Genomic DNA, 17,316 nt, shown 5'->3' on the forward strand with positions numbered 1-17,316 from the left:
CTGCTCGTTCGTTCGCGCCAGCGTCGACCCGGCGCGACGGGGGCGAGCGGCCGGCTTCCTCTCGTCGACGATGGCCGGGGGCGACGTCCTCGCACAGGCGAGCGTCGGCCTCTTCCTCGTCGTCCTCTCCCGGTCGGAACTGTTCGCGCTCGTCGCGGCCGTCGGGGGGGTCGGCCTCGTCGCCGTCCTCCTACTCGACGACGGCGACCTGGCAGCGAACGGGGGCGCGTCGGGCGGTCCGCCGTCGGCGGGAGCGCTCCTCGGCGACGTGTCCGGCCGGCTGGTCCCGACGCAGGCCGAACGGCGCCTCCTCCGGCGGACGGGGCTCGACTGGCTGTTCGCGGCGCTCGTGCTCCGGCACGCTGCCGTCCGGGGTGTGGGGAGTCTCGTCCCGCTGTTCCTGCTCACGCAGTTGGAGACGGGCGAGGCCGTGATGGGGCTACTGCTCACCGTCTCGTCGGCCGGACAGGTCGTGTTCATGCGCGTCTCGGGCGACCTCGCGGACGTCCCCGGCCGGACGAAGCCGCTCCTCGTGGCCGGGATGGTCGCCAGCGCAGTGTACGGGCCGACGCTCGCGGCCGCGGGGGCGCTGACCGGTCCAACCCGGTTCGGCGTCGCCGTCGCCGCGTTCCTCGTCCTCTCGGTCGGCTTCTCTGCGCTCGATATGGGGTCGGTCGCGTTCGTCTGCGCGTCCGTGCCGGCCGACCGGGAGACGACGTTCCTCGGGTTCCGCGCCACAGTCGGGGGCGTCGGGGGGGTGGTCGGGCCGACGGCGGTGGGGGCGCTCGTCGCCGCGTTCGGGTACGGCGTCGCCTTCACCGCCGCCGGGGCGGCCGCGGCGCTCGCGGCCGTCATCGTCGCCGGACGGCTCCCCGACTCGACCGGCCCGGAACGCCCGGACGTGGCGCGCCGCGTCGAGACGACCGCGGGCATCCACCACCCGACGCCGGGCGACCCGGCCGACGACTGAGCGAGCGGACCCCCGTCGCCGGTTTAAGTGGTTCCCGTCACAAGGAGTAGATACGACGGACGGTCGGCGGTCCGCGCCGGCCGCGTTCGTTCTCACGACGCCGCTTCGCGAGCGGTGGCTTCAACTACGTTCCGCCGCCACTGCCCCCAATGAGTGATTCGGGGACCGGGGACGTGCGGTGGGTCGACGCGGACGACGAACCGCGCCGACTCGACCGGCGGGCGGGTGCGGGGGCGCTGGCGCGCGCGGAGGCGCGCCGGGATACGACCGTTCGCCGGTGGGACGTCGTCTCGCCGAGCGCGACGCGAATCGGCCGACCGCGCGCCGGCGACGCCGACGTCCCCGAGCGCCTCCGTCGCCTCCACGACGAGCGACACCCGGCGACCGAGGGACACGGAGAGCGCGCCCACCGCCTCGACCGACTCCGCATCACGCAGGCGCTGTGTAACGCGCTCGACCTCACGCGCTGGCAGCGCGACCGGGTGCTCGGGGTGATGGACGGACTGGACCTGACCGCGTTCGGGAGCCAGCGGGCAATCGAGAAGGTGGCGCTGGTCGTCGTCCGGCACGTCGTCGACGCCGAGCGTCGGCGGTACCTGGGACTCGACGACGAGGCGTACGTCGCGGACCTCGACCCCGAGGCGATGACCGAGTTGTACGAGCGGTTCCGCGCCCTCTCTATCAAGTCCGACGAGACGTTCGAGGCGTTACTCGAGAAGTACGGCCTCGGGACGACCAGTCTCAACCGCCTCGACAACGTGCTCTCCGAGCAGTTGGACGAGCGCGGCCTCGGCGAGGCGGTGTTCGGCCGGAACCCCAACCGCGACCCGGCGCTCCCGGCGGTCACGGCCGAGTCCGCCGACTGACTCTCTCCACCGGACGCGCTGGCGGCGAGACGACGCCGGACGGGAACCGTCACGGACCCGTTCGACCCACCGCACGGCGGGTCGCGTAGCCGCCCGTGTCGACGTGCCGGCGCTCGGGATTTAGGTGGACGGCGACCGACGCTCGCGCATGCACTGGCGGAGACGACGCGACTTGGAGGGTGGGAAGGAACTGGGCGTCTGGTTGCTCCTCGACGACGGGACCGTCGAGGAGGAACTGTACGTGGAGTCTCACGAGTACCGGGGCGGCGACTTCGACGTGTACGTCGCCTCTCCGGACGGGGAGTGGGAGCACGAGGGGACCTTCGAGACGGTCGACGGTGCGTTCGACGCGGCCCTCGCGTACATCGCAGAGAGCCAGTACCCCGTCGAGGGCGACCCGGGCTGACCGGTCCCTTGCGGCCAGACCGCCCGACTGCGGTCGGCCGCACGGTCCGCTGGTCCGTACTCGGTCATATGTATATTTACTGACCGACGGCTTTCTGGACTCATGTCTGCGGGACGTGTATTCTGGAGAGGGGGACCGCGAGGTGGCGATTTGACGGTCGTCGTCGTCGTCGCGCTCCTCGTCGCGAGTTCGTCGGTCGTGTTCGTGTCGCTCGGAACCGCGCCCGTCACGGCTCAGGCCGACGAGTCGCTGCCGCTCTCGCGCTGTCAGACGGTCGATAGCGCCGGCAGCTACGTCGTGACGGCGGATCTGAGCGACGGCACCGCGTCCTGTCTCCGAGTGGCAGCGAGCGGCGTCTCCATCGACGGGACTGGCCACACCGTAGGTGGAGTGTACGTCTCGCGCGGACTCACTGGGGTCAAGCTGTCTGACATGATTCTCGGGAACGCGTACGGGCTCGGGGGTCTCCGCGTCGACGACGTGAGCGACCTGCTCGTCGACGACGTGGTGGGGAACACGATGGAGGTCTGGCACGGGGAAGACGTCCGCGTCAAGAACTCGGAGTGGCAACGGGTCGTGCTGGAGGGTATAGATGGCGGCGAACTCGTCGACAACCGTATCGGAGAACTCGACATCGGCGCGTACGGAGTCTCCGACAACGCCCGGGTCAACTTGAACATCACCGTCGAGCGGAACGTGTTCCACCCGCGACCGGGGACCGGGAGCGGAATCGACGCCCTACACGGGGAGAGACTGGTCATCGAGTCGAACGAGTTCGACAACACGAACGTGCTCGTGTCCGACGTGCTGGGGGCCGAGATACGCGACAACCAGTTCGACGGCGTGGGATGGAACCTCGGGACGGTCTCCGTCGGCGACTCCGAGGAGGCGGTCGTCTCCGGAAACACGCTCCGGAACGCGACGATAGCCATCCGGGTCGGCGACTCCCGTTCCGTCTCGGTCGTCGACAACGAGGTCACGGACGCCGTCGTCGGCGTCCTCGCCGAGGGGGCGACCGACATCAGGATTTCGGACAACTCGATCACGGACTCCCGCGATATCGGAGTTCTCCTCCGGGCAGGCTCGGGTATCAAATACAGGGACGGAGTCGAAGTAGACACGACGGGCGACGGCGGAACTGTCACCGACAACCGAATCGCGAACAGCAGCCGGCACGGCCTGAGTCTCGAGGAAGTCGACGATATCGAGGTGACGGGGAACCGCGTCACCGGGGGCGGCGACGCGGGAGTCTTCCTCGAGTTGCGGGGGATCGACCTGGTGAGCGGCACCAGCCTGTACGACAACTACCTGAACAACACGGTCAACGTCGAATTCGAGACCGTTCCCCGGTTCCAAGCCGTGTACGCGTGGAACGTCTCGGAGCGGCCGGGGCCGAACGTGGTCGGCGGTCCGTTCGTCGGCGGCAACTTCTACGCCGCGCCGAACGGGAGCGGGTACAGCCAGACGTGCGGCGACGCCGACAGCGACGGAATCTGTGACGTGCCGCGCGCGCTCACTCCGACCAACGTCGACGAACTCCCACTGTCCGTCTCCCCGCCGACCGTCGGCGGGCGCGTCACCGACGCTGAGACCGATGAGCCACTCGCCGGCATCGAGGTCCGCGTGCGACAGGGCGACGGGATGGAGACCCGAACGAGCACCGACACCGACGGCCGGTACCTGCTGCCGGTCGACCTCGACGACGACGGCTCGGTCGACGTCGAGGTCTGGGACCCGAGCAGCCTCTACTCGGCGGATTCGACCACCGTCGCCGTCCCGCCGAGTCGAACGGACGTCGACTTCGCGCTCGACCCCGTCCCCGCTCCGGACTGCCGCGACGTCGACGGCGACGGCGACAGGGACGACGACGGCGACGCGCTGTGCGATAGCTGGGAGGCGCAGGGCATCGACTTCGACGGCGACGGGACGGTCGACCTCGCGTTACACCAGGCCCCGTTCGACGCGGACCCCGAGCGGAAGGACCTGTTCGTCGAGATCGACTACATGGACTGCACGCTGGGCGGGTGCAGCGCGGGCGATAACCACACCCACAGACCCGTCGCCGCGTCGCTCGACGCCGTGGAGGCGGCGTTCGCCAACGCGTCCGTGTCGAACCCCGACGGCTCGACCGGTATCACGCTCCACCTGATGGTCGACGAGCCTATCCCCGAGGCTACGCCGCTCCGGTTCGACAGCGGGGCACTCGACACGCTGCCAAACAACACGACGGTCACCCCCGCGAACCGGACGTTCGACGACATCAAACTCGGCAACCCGGCGAACGCCTGTGGGACGGGCGCGTCGGACGGTCGGTTCGGAACGGCGGCGGAACGCGTCTCCGCGAACTGTCAGAACGTTATCGACGCGCGCAAACTCGTGTTCCGGTACGCGGTGTTCGGCCACGACCACGCGCACGGCCTCGGTTCGAGCGGGAGAGGAGAGATTCACGGCAACGACCTCATCGTCACCCACAACTCCACGGTGTACAACAACTCGGCGCAAAGAATCTCGACGGTCCGGGGGACGACGTTCGACGAGGAGTGGGCGGATCTAGAGAGCGGGACGCTGATGCACGAACTCGGGCACACGCTCGACCTCCTGCACGGGGGTGACGCGAACGCGAACGACAAACCCAACTACCTGAGCGTGATGAACTACGGGTTCCAGTGGAACAAGCGTGCGAGTTCGAGCGTACCGCCGGCCGCCCGAATCTACACCAACCGCTCGCTCGACTACTCGCGGGCGGAACTCCCGGCCCTGACGCGAACCGCACTCAACGAGTCCGCCGGCGTCGCCGGACCGGCAGGCGAGCGGACCAGGTACTCGTTGAACGCGAGCGGTACCGTGACCACCCGGGTGGTCCCGGCTGACGGTCCCATCGACTGGAACAACAACAGCGCGCTCGAATCGACCGTGAACGTCACGCTCAGTACGGACTCCGGGACGCCGCTCCCCGCCACCGTCACCGGGTACGACGACTGGGCGAACGTTCGGTACGGGTTCCGCGACTCCGACGAGTTCGCCGACGGCGTCCGGTACAGTTCCGAGACGCTGTCGGAACAGGACGAGGCGGACTACCTCGACGGTGCGCTCGGTTCGCCGGACTACGACGGCGACGGGGTCCGGAACGTCGCGGACAACTGCCCGCTCGTCGCGAATGCCGAGCAAGCCGACGGCGACGGGGACGGCGTCGGGACCGCCTGCGATACGGCGGTCGTCGAGAGCGGGTTCGACGGCGGCGACGACGGTTGGCGCGTCCGGGGGAACGGTGACGCCACGACGCCGACCTACCGGGCCTACAACGGGAACCCCGGGGGATACGTCTTCGCGACCGACGAGGTCGACGACGCCGTCCGATACTGGGTCGCTCCGTCGGCGTTCCTCGGCGACCGGTCGGCGTCGTACGGTCGGTCGCTCTCGTTCGACCTCAGCCAGTCGTTGTGGTGGGCAAGTCCGGTCGAGGCTCCCGATGTGATCCTCCGAGGAGCCGGCACCGAGTTGCACTACGGCGTCGACGACTCGACACCGCCGGCGTCCGAGTGGACGTCGTACACCGTCGAGTTGCGCGCGTCCGCAGGCTGGACCAACGGAACGACCGGTGAGCCGGCGAGCGAATCGGAGATGCGAACCGTCCTCGCCGACCTCGACGAACTGCTGATTCGGGGTGAGTACCGGGACGGCCCCGACACCGGCGGGCTGGATAACGTGGTACTGGTCGCAGGGGAGTCGCGTCCGTCGCAGTCGTACTACCAGGTCGATTTCGTGGTCGGTGAGCCCATCGTCGACCTCGGCGAGACGCTGTACGCGGAGGAGGACCGCCTGCTCCGGTTCGCGTTCGGGAGCGTCGAGGAGGGAGTCACTCACCGCGGGAGCGCCTGGCCGAGCGCCTCCATCCGCGAGTGCGTCGATTACCGCCACGTCACGGAGCGCGACGACGGGACGGCCGCCGTGACGTTCACCGTAGCGGACGGCTGTGAGCTCACGCTGTCGCTGGTCGTCTACTCGATGTCCGGCGACGCGTTCGTCGCCGAGACGGCCGGCGAACAGGTGTTGCTGGCCGCGACGACCGAAACCTACGGGCCGGGGACGTACACGATAGCCGTCGTCCTTCCGACCGACGACCCGCTCGGATGACGCGGGCTAGCGTCGACCGATGACGACGCCGGCTCACCGGTCGCGTGGGGCCCGGTCGGCGAACGCCGTCCGAGCCGAACTCCTCGGCTCTCTCCGGACTCGTCGGCCTCCGCTTGCTCGACCGATAGCCGTCTGAGTCTCCGTTTCGTATCGCGTCTATCGATTCATCTCTTCCGTCCGAGAGCGCAGTCGCTCGACACGCCGACGGAAGTAGAGTGGGTGGGGGAGGCCTCAGCGGACGCGCGTGCCGGGCACCGCGTCCTCGTGGGTCGTCAACAGGTCGGCCTGTTCGCCCGCCGCGAGGACCATCCCGTTCGACTCGTGGCCGAACAGTTCGGCCCGTTCGAGGTTGGCGACGACGACCACCTTCGTTCCCGAGAGGGAGTCGACGTCGTGGAGTTGCTTGAGGCCGGCGACGATCTGGCGCGTCTCGACGCCGATGTCCACCTCTAGCCGGACGAGTTCGTCCGCGCCCTCGATGGGGTCGGCGCGCACGATCTCGCCCACCCGGAGGTCGAGGTTCTGGAACTCCTCGAAGCTGATGCGCTCTTCGACGACGGGTTCGAGGTCGGTGTCGCTCACGTCCGTCCCGCGGTCGCCGGTCGCCTCGTCGCTTTCGGTCTCGCTCTCCCCCTCGTCGGCCGCGGCGGCGGCGACACGTTCCTCGAGTTTGGCGTTCAACTCCTCGACCCGTTCCGCCTCTATCTTCTCGTACAGTTCCTCGGGGTGGCCGAACCGACGCGGTGGGGCCACCAGCGCCTCGTCGAGGGTCACGTCGTGGACGGAGCCGTCCTCGTCCAGTTGTTCCCAGAGCGCTTGACTCGTACTCGGCGCGACCGGTTCGAAGAGGACGGCGACGGCCTTCGCCAACTGGACGCAGTCGCGGATGACCGCCGCGGCGCGTTCGTCGTCCTCGCCGAGGAGGTTCCACGGCTCCTCGCGCTGGATGTACTCGTTTCCGAAGCGGGCCAGCGACACCGTCGCGTTCCCGATATCACGGACGGAGTAGTCGTCCACGCCCGCCTCGAACTCCTCGATGGCCTCCTCGATGCGCGACTCGACCTCCTCGCTCACGTCGAGCGGTTCCGGGTCCTCGTCGCCCGCGTTCGGGTCGCCCGGCGTCCCGTCGAAGTTGCGGTGCGCGAACAGCAGCGACCGGTAGAGGAAGTTGCCGACGGTGCCGACGAGTTCGTTGTTCACCCGGTCGCGGAACTTCTCCCACGAGAAGTCGACGTCCTGCTGGAACCCGCCGTTGGTGGCGAGGTAGTACCGGAGCAGGTCCGGGTGGAAGCCCTCGTCGAGGTACTCGCGGGCCCACACCGCCCGGTTGCGGGAGGTGGAGAACCCCTCGCCGGCGAGCGTCATGAACCCGCTCGCCAGCACCGCCCGCGGTTCGTTGTAGCCGACGCCGTGGAGCATCGCGGGCCAGAACACCGTGTGGTGCTGGATGATGTCGCGCCCGATGACGTGGACGATTTCGCCGTCGTCCTGCCAGACCCGTTCCCAGTCGTACTCGTCGGGGCCGACGCGCTCGGTGTACTGCTTGGTCGAGGCGACGTACTCGATGGGGGCGTCCACCCAGACGTAGAGCACGAGGTCGGTCTCCTCGCCCGCGGCGTCGGGGTAGTCGATGCCCCAGTCCATGTCGCGGGTGATACACCAGTCGCGCAGGTCGCCCTCGACCCACTCGCGCGGCTGGTTCCGGGCGTTCGAAGTGCCCTCCAGTCGGTCGAGGAAGCCCGAGAGGTACTCCTTGAACTCGGAGACGCGGAAGAACTTGTGCGTCTGCTCGCGGTACTCGGCGGGGTTGCCCGTCACCGTCGAGCGGGGGTCCTCTATCTCGCCGGGTTCGAGGTGGCGCCCGCAGCCCTCGTCGCACTCGTCGCCGCGGGCCTTCGCGCCGCAGTACGGGCAGGTGCCCTCGACGTAGCGGTCCGGGAGTGACTGCTCCGCCACGGGGTCGTACGCGACCTGTATCTCCTTCTCGTAGACGTGACCGTTCTCGTCGAGCGTCCGGACGAACTCCCGGGTGAGTTCGGTGTTGGTCGCGTCGTGGGTGTGGCCGTAGTTGTCGAACTCGACGTCGAAGCGGGGGAACGTCTCCTCGTACTGCTCGTGCCAGTCGAGCGCGAACGCCTCGGGGTCTTTCCCCTCTCTCTCGGCGTTCACGGCGACCGGGGTGCCGTGCATGTCCGACCCGCTGACGAACGCGGTCTGCTGACCGAGCGATTCGAGCGCGCGCGAGTACACGTCCCCGCCGACGTACGTGCGGAGGTGGCCGATGTGCAGGTCGCCGTTGGCGTACGGCAACCCGCAGGTCACCACCGCGGGCGCGTCGGTCGGGAACGCCTCGCGTCCGTCCTCGTGACTCATGGTGTGGGTGTCGTGGATGCGGGCCTAAAGCCCGCCGAATCGGGCGAAGGTCCCTCGCCCGTCGGGCTCTCGTCGGTCCCGACGCGCCGGGGTTCCCGCCCGCGGTCGGCGCGACCCCCCTACGGGACGCGCCGACGCCGAACGGTCCACCCGGTGCTGGAGAACGGCGTGCGCATACGGCGAACCGGGCGGGCTGTCACGCTCCCCACTCGGCTCCCGGCGCACCTAAACCCCGCGGTGCCGCCCCGACCCGCCCCGAGCGGCGACTATTTCACTCCGGCGTGGCTCCCGCCGGTGTGCACCCGACCGCCGAGCGGTTCCGTCAACGCGCGCGCGAGGAGTACGGATTCGACGCCCGCATCGAGGAGTTCCCCGAGGGGACGAAGACGGCCGCGGACGCGGCGGCCGCCGTCGGCTGTGCGGTGAGCCAGATCGTCAAGAGCCTCGTGTTCGTCGCGGACGACGAGGTGGTCGTCGTCCTCACCGCCGGACACCACCGGGTCGACGAGGACGCACTCGCGGCGGAACTCGACGCCCGGCGGGTCCGGTCGGCGAACGCCGACGAGGTGAAGGCGGCGACCGGGTGGAGCATCGGCGGTGTGCCCCCGTTCTGTCACGACACCCCAGTGCCGGTGTACCTCGACGAGTCGCTGTCCGACCACGACGCCGTCTGGGCCGCCGCCGGGACGCCGGAAGCGGTGTGCGAACTCTCACCCGCCGCTCTCCGGGAGTTCGCGGAGCCGACGCCGGTCGGCGCGTTCGCGGAGGCGTAAACCCGAGAGCGCGATATCGAACCCGTCTCCGGTGACCGCGTCGCTGCCACCCGAACTTCCAGAGCGGGTGTGTCGTGTTCGGAACGGGCCGTCACCGTCCTCGGTCGCCGAACTCCTCGAATCGCTCACTCGGGAGGTGAAGCTGCGTCTCGTCCGCGGAGCGCCCGACCCCGCCGGCGAGGCGACGGGGTACGTTCCCGGCGTCGACACTCCTCGCCGCGTCGTTCGGCTCGGAACTCCCCGACGCGTTCGACGCCGCGCTCGGCCGGGAGGCGACCCGGTTGTCAGTCACTTCAGCGTCACGTACGTCAACAGCACGAGCGCGACGAACTGGAGCGCCCGCAGGACCGCGACGGCCCCGTGCACGCTCGGGTCCGCGGCGTACAGCATCCGCATGTCGAAGAAGAAGTACAGCGCGGTGAGGTTCTCCACGAGCAACACCGCCGCGAACGCCAGCAGTCCGAGTACGAGCGGGGTTCGGAACGTCCGGTAGTTCCGGAGCCAGACTCCGCCGATCACGAGCAGCAGTGCGACGTTCAGTCCCGCCAGCACGGCCGCGAACAGTAGCGTCGGTGAGTTCATGGTCACGGTCTCACTCCAGCCCCCGGACGATGTCCTCGAACGTCTCCTCGTGTCGCTTGAACCGGTCGGTGAGGAAGTACACCTTCCCGTACTCGTCACCGCTCGTCTCCAGTACGTGGTGGTCGATGAGCATGTCGAGGTGGTAGCGAACGGTGTTGTAGTCCAGTTCGAGGTGCTCGGCGAGTTGGTTGGCGTTCCGCGGCCGTTCCCCGATCGCCCGAATGACGCGCGCGCGGTTCTCGCCACCCCGGGTTCCGGCGAACAGGTACCACAACACCTTCTCCATGACTTCACCTCCGTGCGAGGGTCGGAACGCGCTGAACACACGTGACCGGTCGGATATAGGTCCTCGGGTGAGGAACGCCGCCACGACTGGGCGTCGAGTCGTGGGGAGGGTAGCTGGTCGCGGTGCGGCGACCGCGAGTTCTACCGATGGAGGTCGGGGAAGCGACCGGCCGGACGAACGTCGCGCCGACGCGGTCGTTTCCACGGGAAGTGAGCGGACGGTCTCAGTCCCGAAGGGGGACGAGGGGACACTCGAAGTAGCGGACGCCCTCCGCCACGACGGTGATGTCGCTCGCGCGTGCGTGTATCTCGTCGTCGCTCGTCACCACCGGTGGGTCGTTGATCGTCCACTCGAGGACGGTGACCGACCAGCGGCCGCCGTTGAAGTCGCGCTCTCCGGGCGCCGCCTCGGCGACGCTGAACTGTCCGTCCGCCCCGTTCGTGAACTGGTACAGCTCGTCGAACGAGTGGTCGTTTCTCCCGTTCGGCGGCGGGAGGTCGGTCAATCCTCGGGTAGCGAACAGGTCACCGTCGGCGTAGACGCGCCCCGGTAGCGCAGGGCTGTTCGATGCGTCGGCGGCGACACCTCCGGTCGCGGTCGCGCCGAGCACGAGTCCTCCGGCGACGAGTCCGGTCGTCCGCAGGAAGCGTCGGCGGGTCGGGTTACTGCGTGGCGTCGGTTCTGTCATCGTCGTTCTCCGGGTCGACGCGCGAATCCGCCGGAACGATTCCGGCTCCACTCCGTCGACCCGGGTGAACGGTCGTCGGTGAGGACGATAAGGAATTTTCAACTTTCCGTCCGATTTCGACTCGACTCTCTCCCGACTCTCTCTAGATTCGGGACGCGCCGTCGGTGACTCGTCGTCCCCACTCCTTTCGGCCGGCCGGGTTCGGCTCCCGGGCGTGGACGCCGAAGTCACCGGCCGGGTCCGCGCCGGTCGGAGCGTTGAACCCGGCGAGTCCCGAACTGTTCGACATGGCCGTCGGTCTCGAGATGTCGTGGCGAGCGCTCCTGTTCGCCAACTGGCCCGTCGACCCGGAGGTCGTCGACGCTCACCTCCCGGACGCGCTGCCCGTCGACACGTACGGCGGGAACGCGTGGCTCTCGGTCGTCCCGTTCACCAACGCCGCCGTCCGACCGCGGGGCGTCCCGGCGTCACTGGGCGTCGACCTCCCGGAGCTCAACCTCCGAACGTACGTCACCGTCGACGGCACGCCCAGCGTCTACTTCTTCAGCCTCGACGCGCAGGGTGTGCTCTCGGTCGTCGGCGCGCGCATCGCTCACCACCTGCCGTACTTCTACGCACGCATCCGACACACGCGCGACGAGGACGGCCGGGTTCGGTTCGAGAGCAGGCGACTCCACCCCGGGGCGCGACCGGCGCGGTTCGCGGCGACGTACGCGCCGACGGGCGAGCGACTCGACTCGGGGTCGGACTCGCTGGCGACGTTCCTCACCGAGCGGTACCGCTTCCACACCGAGTCGCCGGGCGGGACCGTCCGGTACACGGAGGTGGACCACGACCCGTGGCCGCTGTACCCCGCAGAACTCGCCGTCGAGGAGAACACGCTGTTCCGGGCCGACGGGTTCGCGGACCCCGCGGGCGACCCGGTGTGTTACTACAGCCCGCGACTCGACGTCGTCGCTTCCCGGAGCAAGCGCCGGGAGTAGCGTCGCGGCGACCGCCGGTCACGCCCGCTCGCGTTCCCCGCTCACCGCTGTGAGTCGCGCAGGATGAGCGGGCCGATGGCGAGGGTCCGCTTCGCCACCGTCGCGATGCGCGCGATGTACGCGACGAGCAGGAGGAACGGCAGGAGCGTGACGGTGAACGCCGCGCCGACGAGCAGGAGGACCGTCGGGACGGTGACCGCCGCACCGGCGACGACGTTCGCCACGACGCCCCCGAGCGCGTCGGTGACGACGTTCGGCACGGCGAGCGTTATCCCGCCGGAGACGGTACCCGGGCCGACGAACGCCAGCATGCTACCGGCGGTGAGGAGTGCGGGCACCGAGACGTAGAGGATGAGTTGTGAGAGGTCGATGAGCGCCCACTGGAAGTACAGCGTCTTGATGTGTTCGCGCGCCGGGCCGAACATCGACAGCGAGGTCTTGAGTTCGTCCAGCAGGCGGTGACCGTCGTCGCTGAGGGCGTCGTCGTGTTCGTAGCCGATGCGTTCGACCTGGAATATCTTCCAGCCGTAGTTGAAGTTCAGCGCCGAGAACAGCACGTCGAACGAGCCGAACCGCGCGCCGTCGAGCGTCTCGCGCACCTCGTCGGCGTTCCCGGTCAGGCTGTCGGTGAACTCGTCCACCTCGTCTTTGAGCTCCTCGTCGTCGGTGTCCGAGACGGAGTCGCGGAGCGCCTCCGCGCGCCGCTGTGCGGCGTTGACGAGCTGTCGGAGGAACGCCGACGGGTCGACCGGTGTCGGCTGGTCGATGAGCCCCTCGGTGTAGTCTCTGAAGTCCATCGTGTTGCTCATTCGCTCGTGCTGGTCGCCCAGCGGGCCGTTCTCCTGCGAGATGACGAGTTGGCTGATGGTCACCACGAGCGTCGTCCCCGTGATGATGGCGCCGAGCATCGTCGAGAAGACCGTCTCGATAGTGTCGCCCGACTGGATGTCCGCCTGAAACGCGGGGTAGAACGTCGTCCCGAGGAGAACGAACGCGACGAACACCACGCCCGCGAGCGCACCCGTGACCAGCAGACGGTTCGCGCTGAGCAGCACCCAGAGCTTCAGTCGGCTCTCGTCGGCGCGCTCGCGCATCGTGTTCGCCGTGCTGATGTCGGCGTCGCCGCTGGTGTCCAGGTCCGTGTCCGCGTCGGGGTCCGCGTCGATGTCGCTCCCGGTGTCCGCGCTCATGCGTCGCCGTCGCCTCCGAGCGCCCGCTTGAACACGAGGTACTTCGTGCCCCCGCCGACGTAGTCGACGGTGTCCACGAGTTCCCACCCCTCGCGTCCCAGTTGGTTCAACTGCTCCTTGGGGTCGGTCGCCTCCTTCTCCGTCGACCCCCGCGGGGGTCGGAGCGTCTCGTACTCCCAGCCGGACTCCCGGTCGGTTCCCATACCGTCTCCCCGTACGGAACACGGAAGAACCACCGGACCGACGCGGGCGCTCACGCTCCGGAAGCTGGTGTCGGAGCGATATCCGGTTCGGAACCGAACTCGTTTATGCGCCGGGCGTGTAGGCCGGCGCATGGCAGCCGAGCAGTCCGAGGCGGACCGCGACGACGGCCCGTGTCCGGTCGTCGACGCGATGGAGCAGGTCGGGTCGCAGTGGCGCCTCGTCGTCCTCCACGACCTGCAGGGCGGCGAGAAGCGGTTCAACGAACTCAAGCGCTCGACGGACGCCAGCGCGCGGACGCTCTCGCGGGTGCTCGACGACCTGCAGGAACTCGGATTCGTGAACAGGCGGATGGAACCGGACGCTCCCGTGGCGACGTACTACTCGCTGACTCCGAAGGGGGCGTCGCTGTGTCCCGTGTTCGACGAGATAGAGGGGTGGGCGAGCGAGTGGCTCGACGCGTGCACGTCGGCCGAGTGACCGACCGGGGTGACCGACGGGGCGACGACAGCGGGTTTTATTTCGCGTGAACGTGCGTCTCCAACGAGATGGGAGAGCCGAGCCGAGCGAGTACGCACGCCGTCTGCGTCGGCGACGCGCGGACGCTCCCGCTCCCGGACGACAGCGTCAGTCTCGTCGTCACCTCGCCCCCGTACCCCATGATAGAGCAGTGGGACGGGCTGTTCACCGCGCTCGACCCGACGGTCGGCGAGGCGCTCGACGCGGAGGAGGGCGACGACGCCTTCGAGCGCATGCACGCGCTCCTCGACGACGCGTGGTCCGAGGTGGCGCGCGTCCTCGTCGACGGCGGCGTCGCGTGCGTGAACGTCGGCGACGCCACCCGGTCGCTCGGCGGGCGATTCCGGCTCTACCCCAACCACTCCCGCGTGAGTCGCGCGTTCCGCGCGCGGGGGTTCGACCAGCTCCCGGGCGTGCTCTGGCGCAAGCCGACGAACGCCCCGACGAAGTTCATGGGGTCGGGGACGCTCCCGCCGAACGCGTACGTCACGCTCGAACACGAACACGTCCTCGTCTTCCGAAACGGGTCGCGCCGGTCGTTCCCGCCGCGCGACGACGACCGGTACGAGGCGGCGTACTTCTGGGAGGAGCGCAACCGGTGGTTCTCCGAGTCGTGGGACGACCTCCGCGGCGAGGGACAGACGCTCGACGACGGGGCGCCCCGGGAGCGGTCGGCGGCGTTCCCGGTCGACCTCCCGTACCGACTCGTGAACATGTACTCCGTCTACGGCGACACGGTGCTCGACCCGTTCTGGGGGACCGGTACGACCACGCTGGCCGCGATGCTCGCGGCGCGCGACTCCGTCGGCGTCGAGCGGAACCGCGAGTTCGTCGCCGCGTTCTCCGACCGTCTCGGAGGGCTGCCGGAGCGGTCCGTCGACCGCGGCCGGCGTCGACTCGACGCCCACCGCGCGTTCCTCGCCGACAGGAGCGAGCGACCCGACTACGAGGCCGACCACTACGACTTCCGCGTGGTGACCCGGCGCGAACGGTCGTTCCGCGCGTACGCCGCCGCGGACGTGACGCCGGTCGCCGGCGGCTACCGCGTCGCTCACGAACCGCTGGAGGGGCGATGAGCCGGCGCCGTCCGAACGGCCGGCGGTCCGGGTTCGACCGTCCAGTCCGGACACAGGCGGAGGGCTACTCGACTTCCGGCCCGCGTGTTCGTGGGGTACGTTTAAACTGCTTGTACACCGAGCCATCGTTCCTATCAGACGTACCGCCGAACGAACCGGTATCCACTCCGCCTTCGGGTCCCCACTCCCGACAAGCGGCCCACGCCGAGGCGGTCCCTCCCTGAAATGAGTATCCGGGTGACGTTCACCACGGAGGCAGCCTCCTTCGCGCTCGGTAGTCTCCTCGATACCGACCACGACGTCACCGTCACGCTCGCGACCACGACGCCGCTGTCCGGCCGACCGTTCCCCCTCGTCTGGGTGACCGGCGACGACCGCGAGATCGCCTCCTTCGAGCGGACCGTCCGCGAACGGGAGGGCGTCACGTCGCTCCGGGCCGACACCCGTCGGCCCTCGGCCGTGCGCTACCGAATCGACTGGGAGTCCGCCGCCCGCGACCTGACGGACATCCTCGTCGCACACGAGGCGGTGGTGGAGTCGGCCGAGCGGTCCGACCCTGACGGGGACTGGCGGTTCGTCGTCTCGTTTCCGGACCACGCGCTGCTCACGTCGTTCCACGCGGCGTGTCTCGACGCGTCGGTCCCCCTCGAGGTGGAACGGCTCGACTCGGACCCCCGTTCCGACTCGGTGGGGCAGGGGTCGGACGACCTCTCCGAGAAGCAGCGCGAGGCGCTGTCGCTCGCGCTCTCCGAGGGCTACTTCACGGTCCCCCGCCGGACGACGCTCGAGGCGCTGGGGGACCGGCTCGGTATCAGCGGGCAGGCGACCTCACAGCGCCTCCGACGCGGCGTCGAGCGCTGCGTCGAACTCGCGCTGGGGCACGGGGGCGGCAATCAGCCGGACGACCGGGACGAGACGGAGTGACGGTCGCGCCCGGCGCGACACGCCGGACGTCCGAGTACGACCGGCGAGCGTCCACTCAGTCGGCGTCGAGGTGCGAGTCGGACGGGACGTCGTGGCCCGTCTCGTCGAGGCGCTCGACGGCGCGCTCGTCCACCCGCTCGCTGCTCGGGCGGCTCCCCTCCTCGCGGATGAACGAGCAGATCCACTTCGTGAGTTCCTCGACGGCCTCGCCGCCGCCGATGCGTTCGACCTCCTCGAGCGTGCGCTCGTACGCCTCCCGCTGACGCTCGTACCCCTCCGCGCCGACGTGTTTGCTGTTCGCCTCGTCGATCTCGCGCAGCGCCATCTCTACGTCCACGACCGACCGTCGAGCGCGGGGGTGAAAATCGGCCGGCAGCCGCGCGGTGGCGGGGCGGGCCGAGCGATCACGTCGGTCTCGTCACCCGTCGGCAGCCGTCCCGCCGGTCCGGGTCGGTTCACGCCAGTCGGTCGAGACCACCGTGCCTATGCGCCGAGGTAGCCGACGCCGAGCAGGACGACGTTGTACAGCGCGTGGACCGCGATGGGGACCGCGAGGTTACGAGTCCGCTCGTAGAGGGCGCCGAGTACCGCGCCCGTCCCGGCGACGAGGAGCGCACCGGCGAAGACGCGCGGGAGCGACCCGGAGTAGTTTGCGAGGTGGAGCGACCCGAACAGGAGGCTCGACCCGGCGACGGCGCTGACGGGCCCGAACGCCCCGCGGAGCCGACCCTGAATCACGCCCCGGAAGAGGAACTCCTCGGCCGGGGCGACGAGGACCACCGAGAGCGCCGCCAGTCCCAGCAGGACCGTCGGGTCCTCTGTCGCGGCGTCGGCGATGACCGACCCGGGGAGGAGACCGAGCGCCTGCACGACGAGCGAGAGCACCGTCGCCAGCGCCACCGCTCCGACCGTCCCTGCGGCGACCAGACCGAGGTGACGGCCCGTTGGCCGCTCGATTCTGACCCGGAGTCCGTACCGCCGCGCGTACAGCAGACCGACCGCGAGGAAGGCGAGTTGCCCGACGGCGGCGAGCGCGAGGAACACCGGCGTCGACGCGATGTCCAGGTCCAGCAGGAGGACCGGAATCACGGAGGCGACGCCGGCGAGCAGCGACGCGGCGAACGCGACGAGCGTCAACCCGAACGCGACGGCGACGGCGCGCGGTCGGTCGGAGCGGTCGGCCGACTGGGTGGGCGTGGAAGGGGTGGTGGAACCAGCGGTTGGGGTCATGGTGAGTCGGACTCTCGAGTTCGGAGAGCGGGCTTCCGGTACGCAAGCCAGGCGGATAAAAACCGCACAGCGACGGGGTACGCGACGCACGGCCGACGTGCGCCCGACGCCCGCG

General features: G+C 69.5%; 19 protein-coding genes. 9 read left to right on the top strand and 10 right to left on the bottom strand.

The annotated features are described in order from the left end of the window. Positions 1 to 70 precede the first annotated feature (70 nt). The 4 genes from AC6RUA_RS15380 (at position 71) to AC6RUA_RS15395 (ending at position 6,376) form a co-directional block, all read left to right on the top strand. On the top strand, positions 71 to 970 hold the full coding sequence (locus AC6RUA_RS15380; protein ID WP_499813869.1) for an MFS transporter: 900 nt from the start codon (positions 71 to 73) through the stop codon (positions 968 to 970). Positions 971 to 1,119: 149 nt separating this feature from the next. Beyond that, positions 1,120 to 1,836: a DNA-directed RNA polymerase subunit epsilon gene (locus AC6RUA_RS15385; RefSeq protein WP_499813870.1), complete on the top strand. Its 717-nt coding sequence runs from the start codon at positions 1,120 to 1,122 to the stop codon at positions 1,834 to 1,836. Between the two features lie 148 nt (positions 1,837 to 1,984). Continuing rightward, positions 1,985 to 2,242, top strand: coding sequence for a hypothetical protein (locus AC6RUA_RS15390; protein ID WP_499813871.1), 258 nt, complete (start codon positions 1,985 to 1,987; stop codon positions 2,240 to 2,242). Positions 2,243 to 2,392: 150 nt separating this feature from the next. Next, positions 2,393 to 6,376: a NosD domain-containing protein gene (locus AC6RUA_RS15395; protein WP_499813872.1), complete on the top strand. Its 3,984-nt coding sequence runs from the start codon at positions 2,393 to 2,395 to the stop codon at positions 6,374 to 6,376. Positions 6,377 to 6,607: 231 nt separating this feature from the next. On the opposite strand, the gene metG is transcribed toward AC6RUA_RS15395, so the two are convergent. Next, complete coding sequence (metG, locus tag AC6RUA_RS15400; protein ID WP_499813873.1) at positions 6,608 to 8,749, bottom strand: methionine--tRNA ligase; 2,142 nt, start codon at positions 8,747 to 8,749, stop codon at positions 6,608 to 6,610. A 296-nt stretch (positions 8,750 to 9,045) separates the two neighbouring features. Here metG and AC6RUA_RS15405 point away from each other — a divergent pair, with 296 nt between their 5' ends. Further along, a complete protein-coding gene (locus AC6RUA_RS15405) occupies positions 9,046 to 9,522 on the top strand; it encodes a YbaK/EbsC family protein (protein WP_499813874.1) in 477 nt (158 codons plus the stop codon). 91 nt (positions 9,523 to 9,613) lie between these two features. Here AC6RUA_RS15405 and AC6RUA_RS15410 read toward each other — a convergent pair whose 3' ends face one another. From AC6RUA_RS15410 to AC6RUA_RS15430, 5 genes are all read right to left on the bottom strand, one after another. Next, entirely contained in the window at positions 9,614 to 9,814 is a 201-nt protein-coding gene (locus AC6RUA_RS15410; RefSeq protein WP_499813875.1) for a hypothetical protein, read from the bottom strand. Then, positions 9,811 to 10,104 (bottom strand): DUF8036 family membrane protein, encoded by a 294-nt coding sequence (locus AC6RUA_RS15415; RefSeq protein ID WP_499813876.1) that lies wholly within the window; start codon positions 10,102 to 10,104, stop codon positions 9,811 to 9,813. The genes AC6RUA_RS15410 and AC6RUA_RS15415 overlap by 4 nt, the downstream gene beginning before the upstream one ends. 10 nt (positions 10,105 to 10,114) lie before the next feature. After that, entirely contained in the window at positions 10,115 to 10,390 is a 276-nt protein-coding gene (locus AC6RUA_RS15420) for an ArsR/SmtB family transcription factor (RefSeq protein WP_499813877.1), read from the bottom strand. Positions 10,391 to 10,613: 223 nt separating this feature from the next. Further along, positions 10,614 to 11,078, bottom strand: coding sequence for a hypothetical protein (locus tag AC6RUA_RS15425; protein WP_499813878.1), 465 nt, complete (start codon positions 11,076 to 11,078; stop codon positions 10,614 to 10,616). Positions 11,079 to 11,220: 142 nt separating this feature from the next. Next, positions 11,221 to 11,367, bottom strand: a complete 147-nt coding sequence (locus AC6RUA_RS15430) for a hypothetical protein (protein ID WP_499813879.1) — start codon at positions 11,365 to 11,367, stop codon at positions 11,221 to 11,223. Between AC6RUA_RS15430 and AC6RUA_RS15435 the strand changes: the two genes are divergently transcribed. Then, entirely contained in the window at positions 11,366 to 12,061 is a 696-nt protein-coding gene (locus AC6RUA_RS15435) for a YqjF family protein (RefSeq protein WP_499813880.1), read from the top strand. The genes AC6RUA_RS15430 and AC6RUA_RS15435 overlap by 2 nt on opposite strands. Before the next feature lie 41 nt (positions 12,062 to 12,102). On the opposite strand, the gene AC6RUA_RS15440 is transcribed toward AC6RUA_RS15435, so the two are convergent. Together AC6RUA_RS15440 and sp36 are read right to left on the bottom strand one after the other, a co-directional pair. Next, a complete protein-coding gene (locus AC6RUA_RS15440) occupies positions 12,103 to 13,251 on the bottom strand; it encodes a DUF7972 family membrane protein (RefSeq protein WP_499813881.1) in 1,149 nt (382 codons plus the stop codon). After that, the gene (gene sp36 / locus AC6RUA_RS15445; RefSeq protein ID WP_499813882.1) at positions 13,248 to 13,454 is read right to left on the bottom strand and encodes a Sp36 family protein; all 207 of its coding nucleotides are present in this window, start codon (positions 13,452 to 13,454) and stop codon (positions 13,248 to 13,250) included. Before sp36 ends, AC6RUA_RS15440 begins: the two co-directional genes overlap by 4 nt. Positions 13,455 to 13,584: 130 nt before the next feature. Here sp36 and AC6RUA_RS15450 point away from each other — a divergent pair, with 130 nt between their 5' ends. The 3 genes from AC6RUA_RS15450 to AC6RUA_RS15460 all read left to right on the top strand — a co-directional run bounded on the left by AC6RUA_RS15450 (position 13,585) and on the right by AC6RUA_RS15460 (position 15,971). Then, positions 13,585 to 13,932 carry a winged helix-turn-helix transcriptional regulator gene (locus AC6RUA_RS15450; protein ID WP_499813883.1) on the top strand — a complete coding sequence of 116 codons (348 nt, stop codon included), beginning with the start codon at positions 13,585 to 13,587 and terminating at the stop codon, positions 13,930 to 13,932. Between the two features lie 68 nt (positions 13,933 to 14,000). Continuing rightward, the gene (locus AC6RUA_RS15455) at positions 14,001 to 15,047 is read left to right on the top strand and encodes a DNA-methyltransferase (RefSeq protein ID WP_499813884.1); all 1,047 of its coding nucleotides are present in this window, start codon (positions 14,001 to 14,003) and stop codon (positions 15,045 to 15,047) included. Positions 15,048 to 15,272: 225 nt separating this feature from the next. Beyond that, on the top strand, positions 15,273 to 15,971 hold the full coding sequence (locus tag AC6RUA_RS15460) for a helix-turn-helix domain-containing protein (protein ID WP_499813885.1): 699 nt from the start codon (positions 15,273 to 15,275) through the stop codon (positions 15,969 to 15,971). A 55-nt stretch (positions 15,972 to 16,026) separates the two neighbouring features. Here the strand turns inward: AC6RUA_RS15460 and AC6RUA_RS15465 are convergent, their stop codons facing one another. Both AC6RUA_RS15465 and AC6RUA_RS15470 read right to left on the bottom strand, forming a co-directional pair. After that, entirely contained in the window at positions 16,027 to 16,308 is a 282-nt protein-coding gene (locus tag AC6RUA_RS15465; RefSeq protein ID WP_499813886.1) for a hypothetical protein, read from the bottom strand. A 146-nt stretch (positions 16,309 to 16,454) separates the two neighbouring features. Continuing rightward, positions 16,455 to 17,201: a CPBP family intramembrane glutamic endopeptidase gene (locus AC6RUA_RS15470; RefSeq protein WP_499813887.1), complete on the bottom strand. Its 747-nt coding sequence runs from the start codon at positions 17,199 to 17,201 to the stop codon at positions 16,455 to 16,457. Positions 17,202 to 17,316 lie beyond the last annotated feature (115 nt).

The sequence above is a fragment of the Halorarum sp. SLYT50 genome (assembly GCF_059821265.1).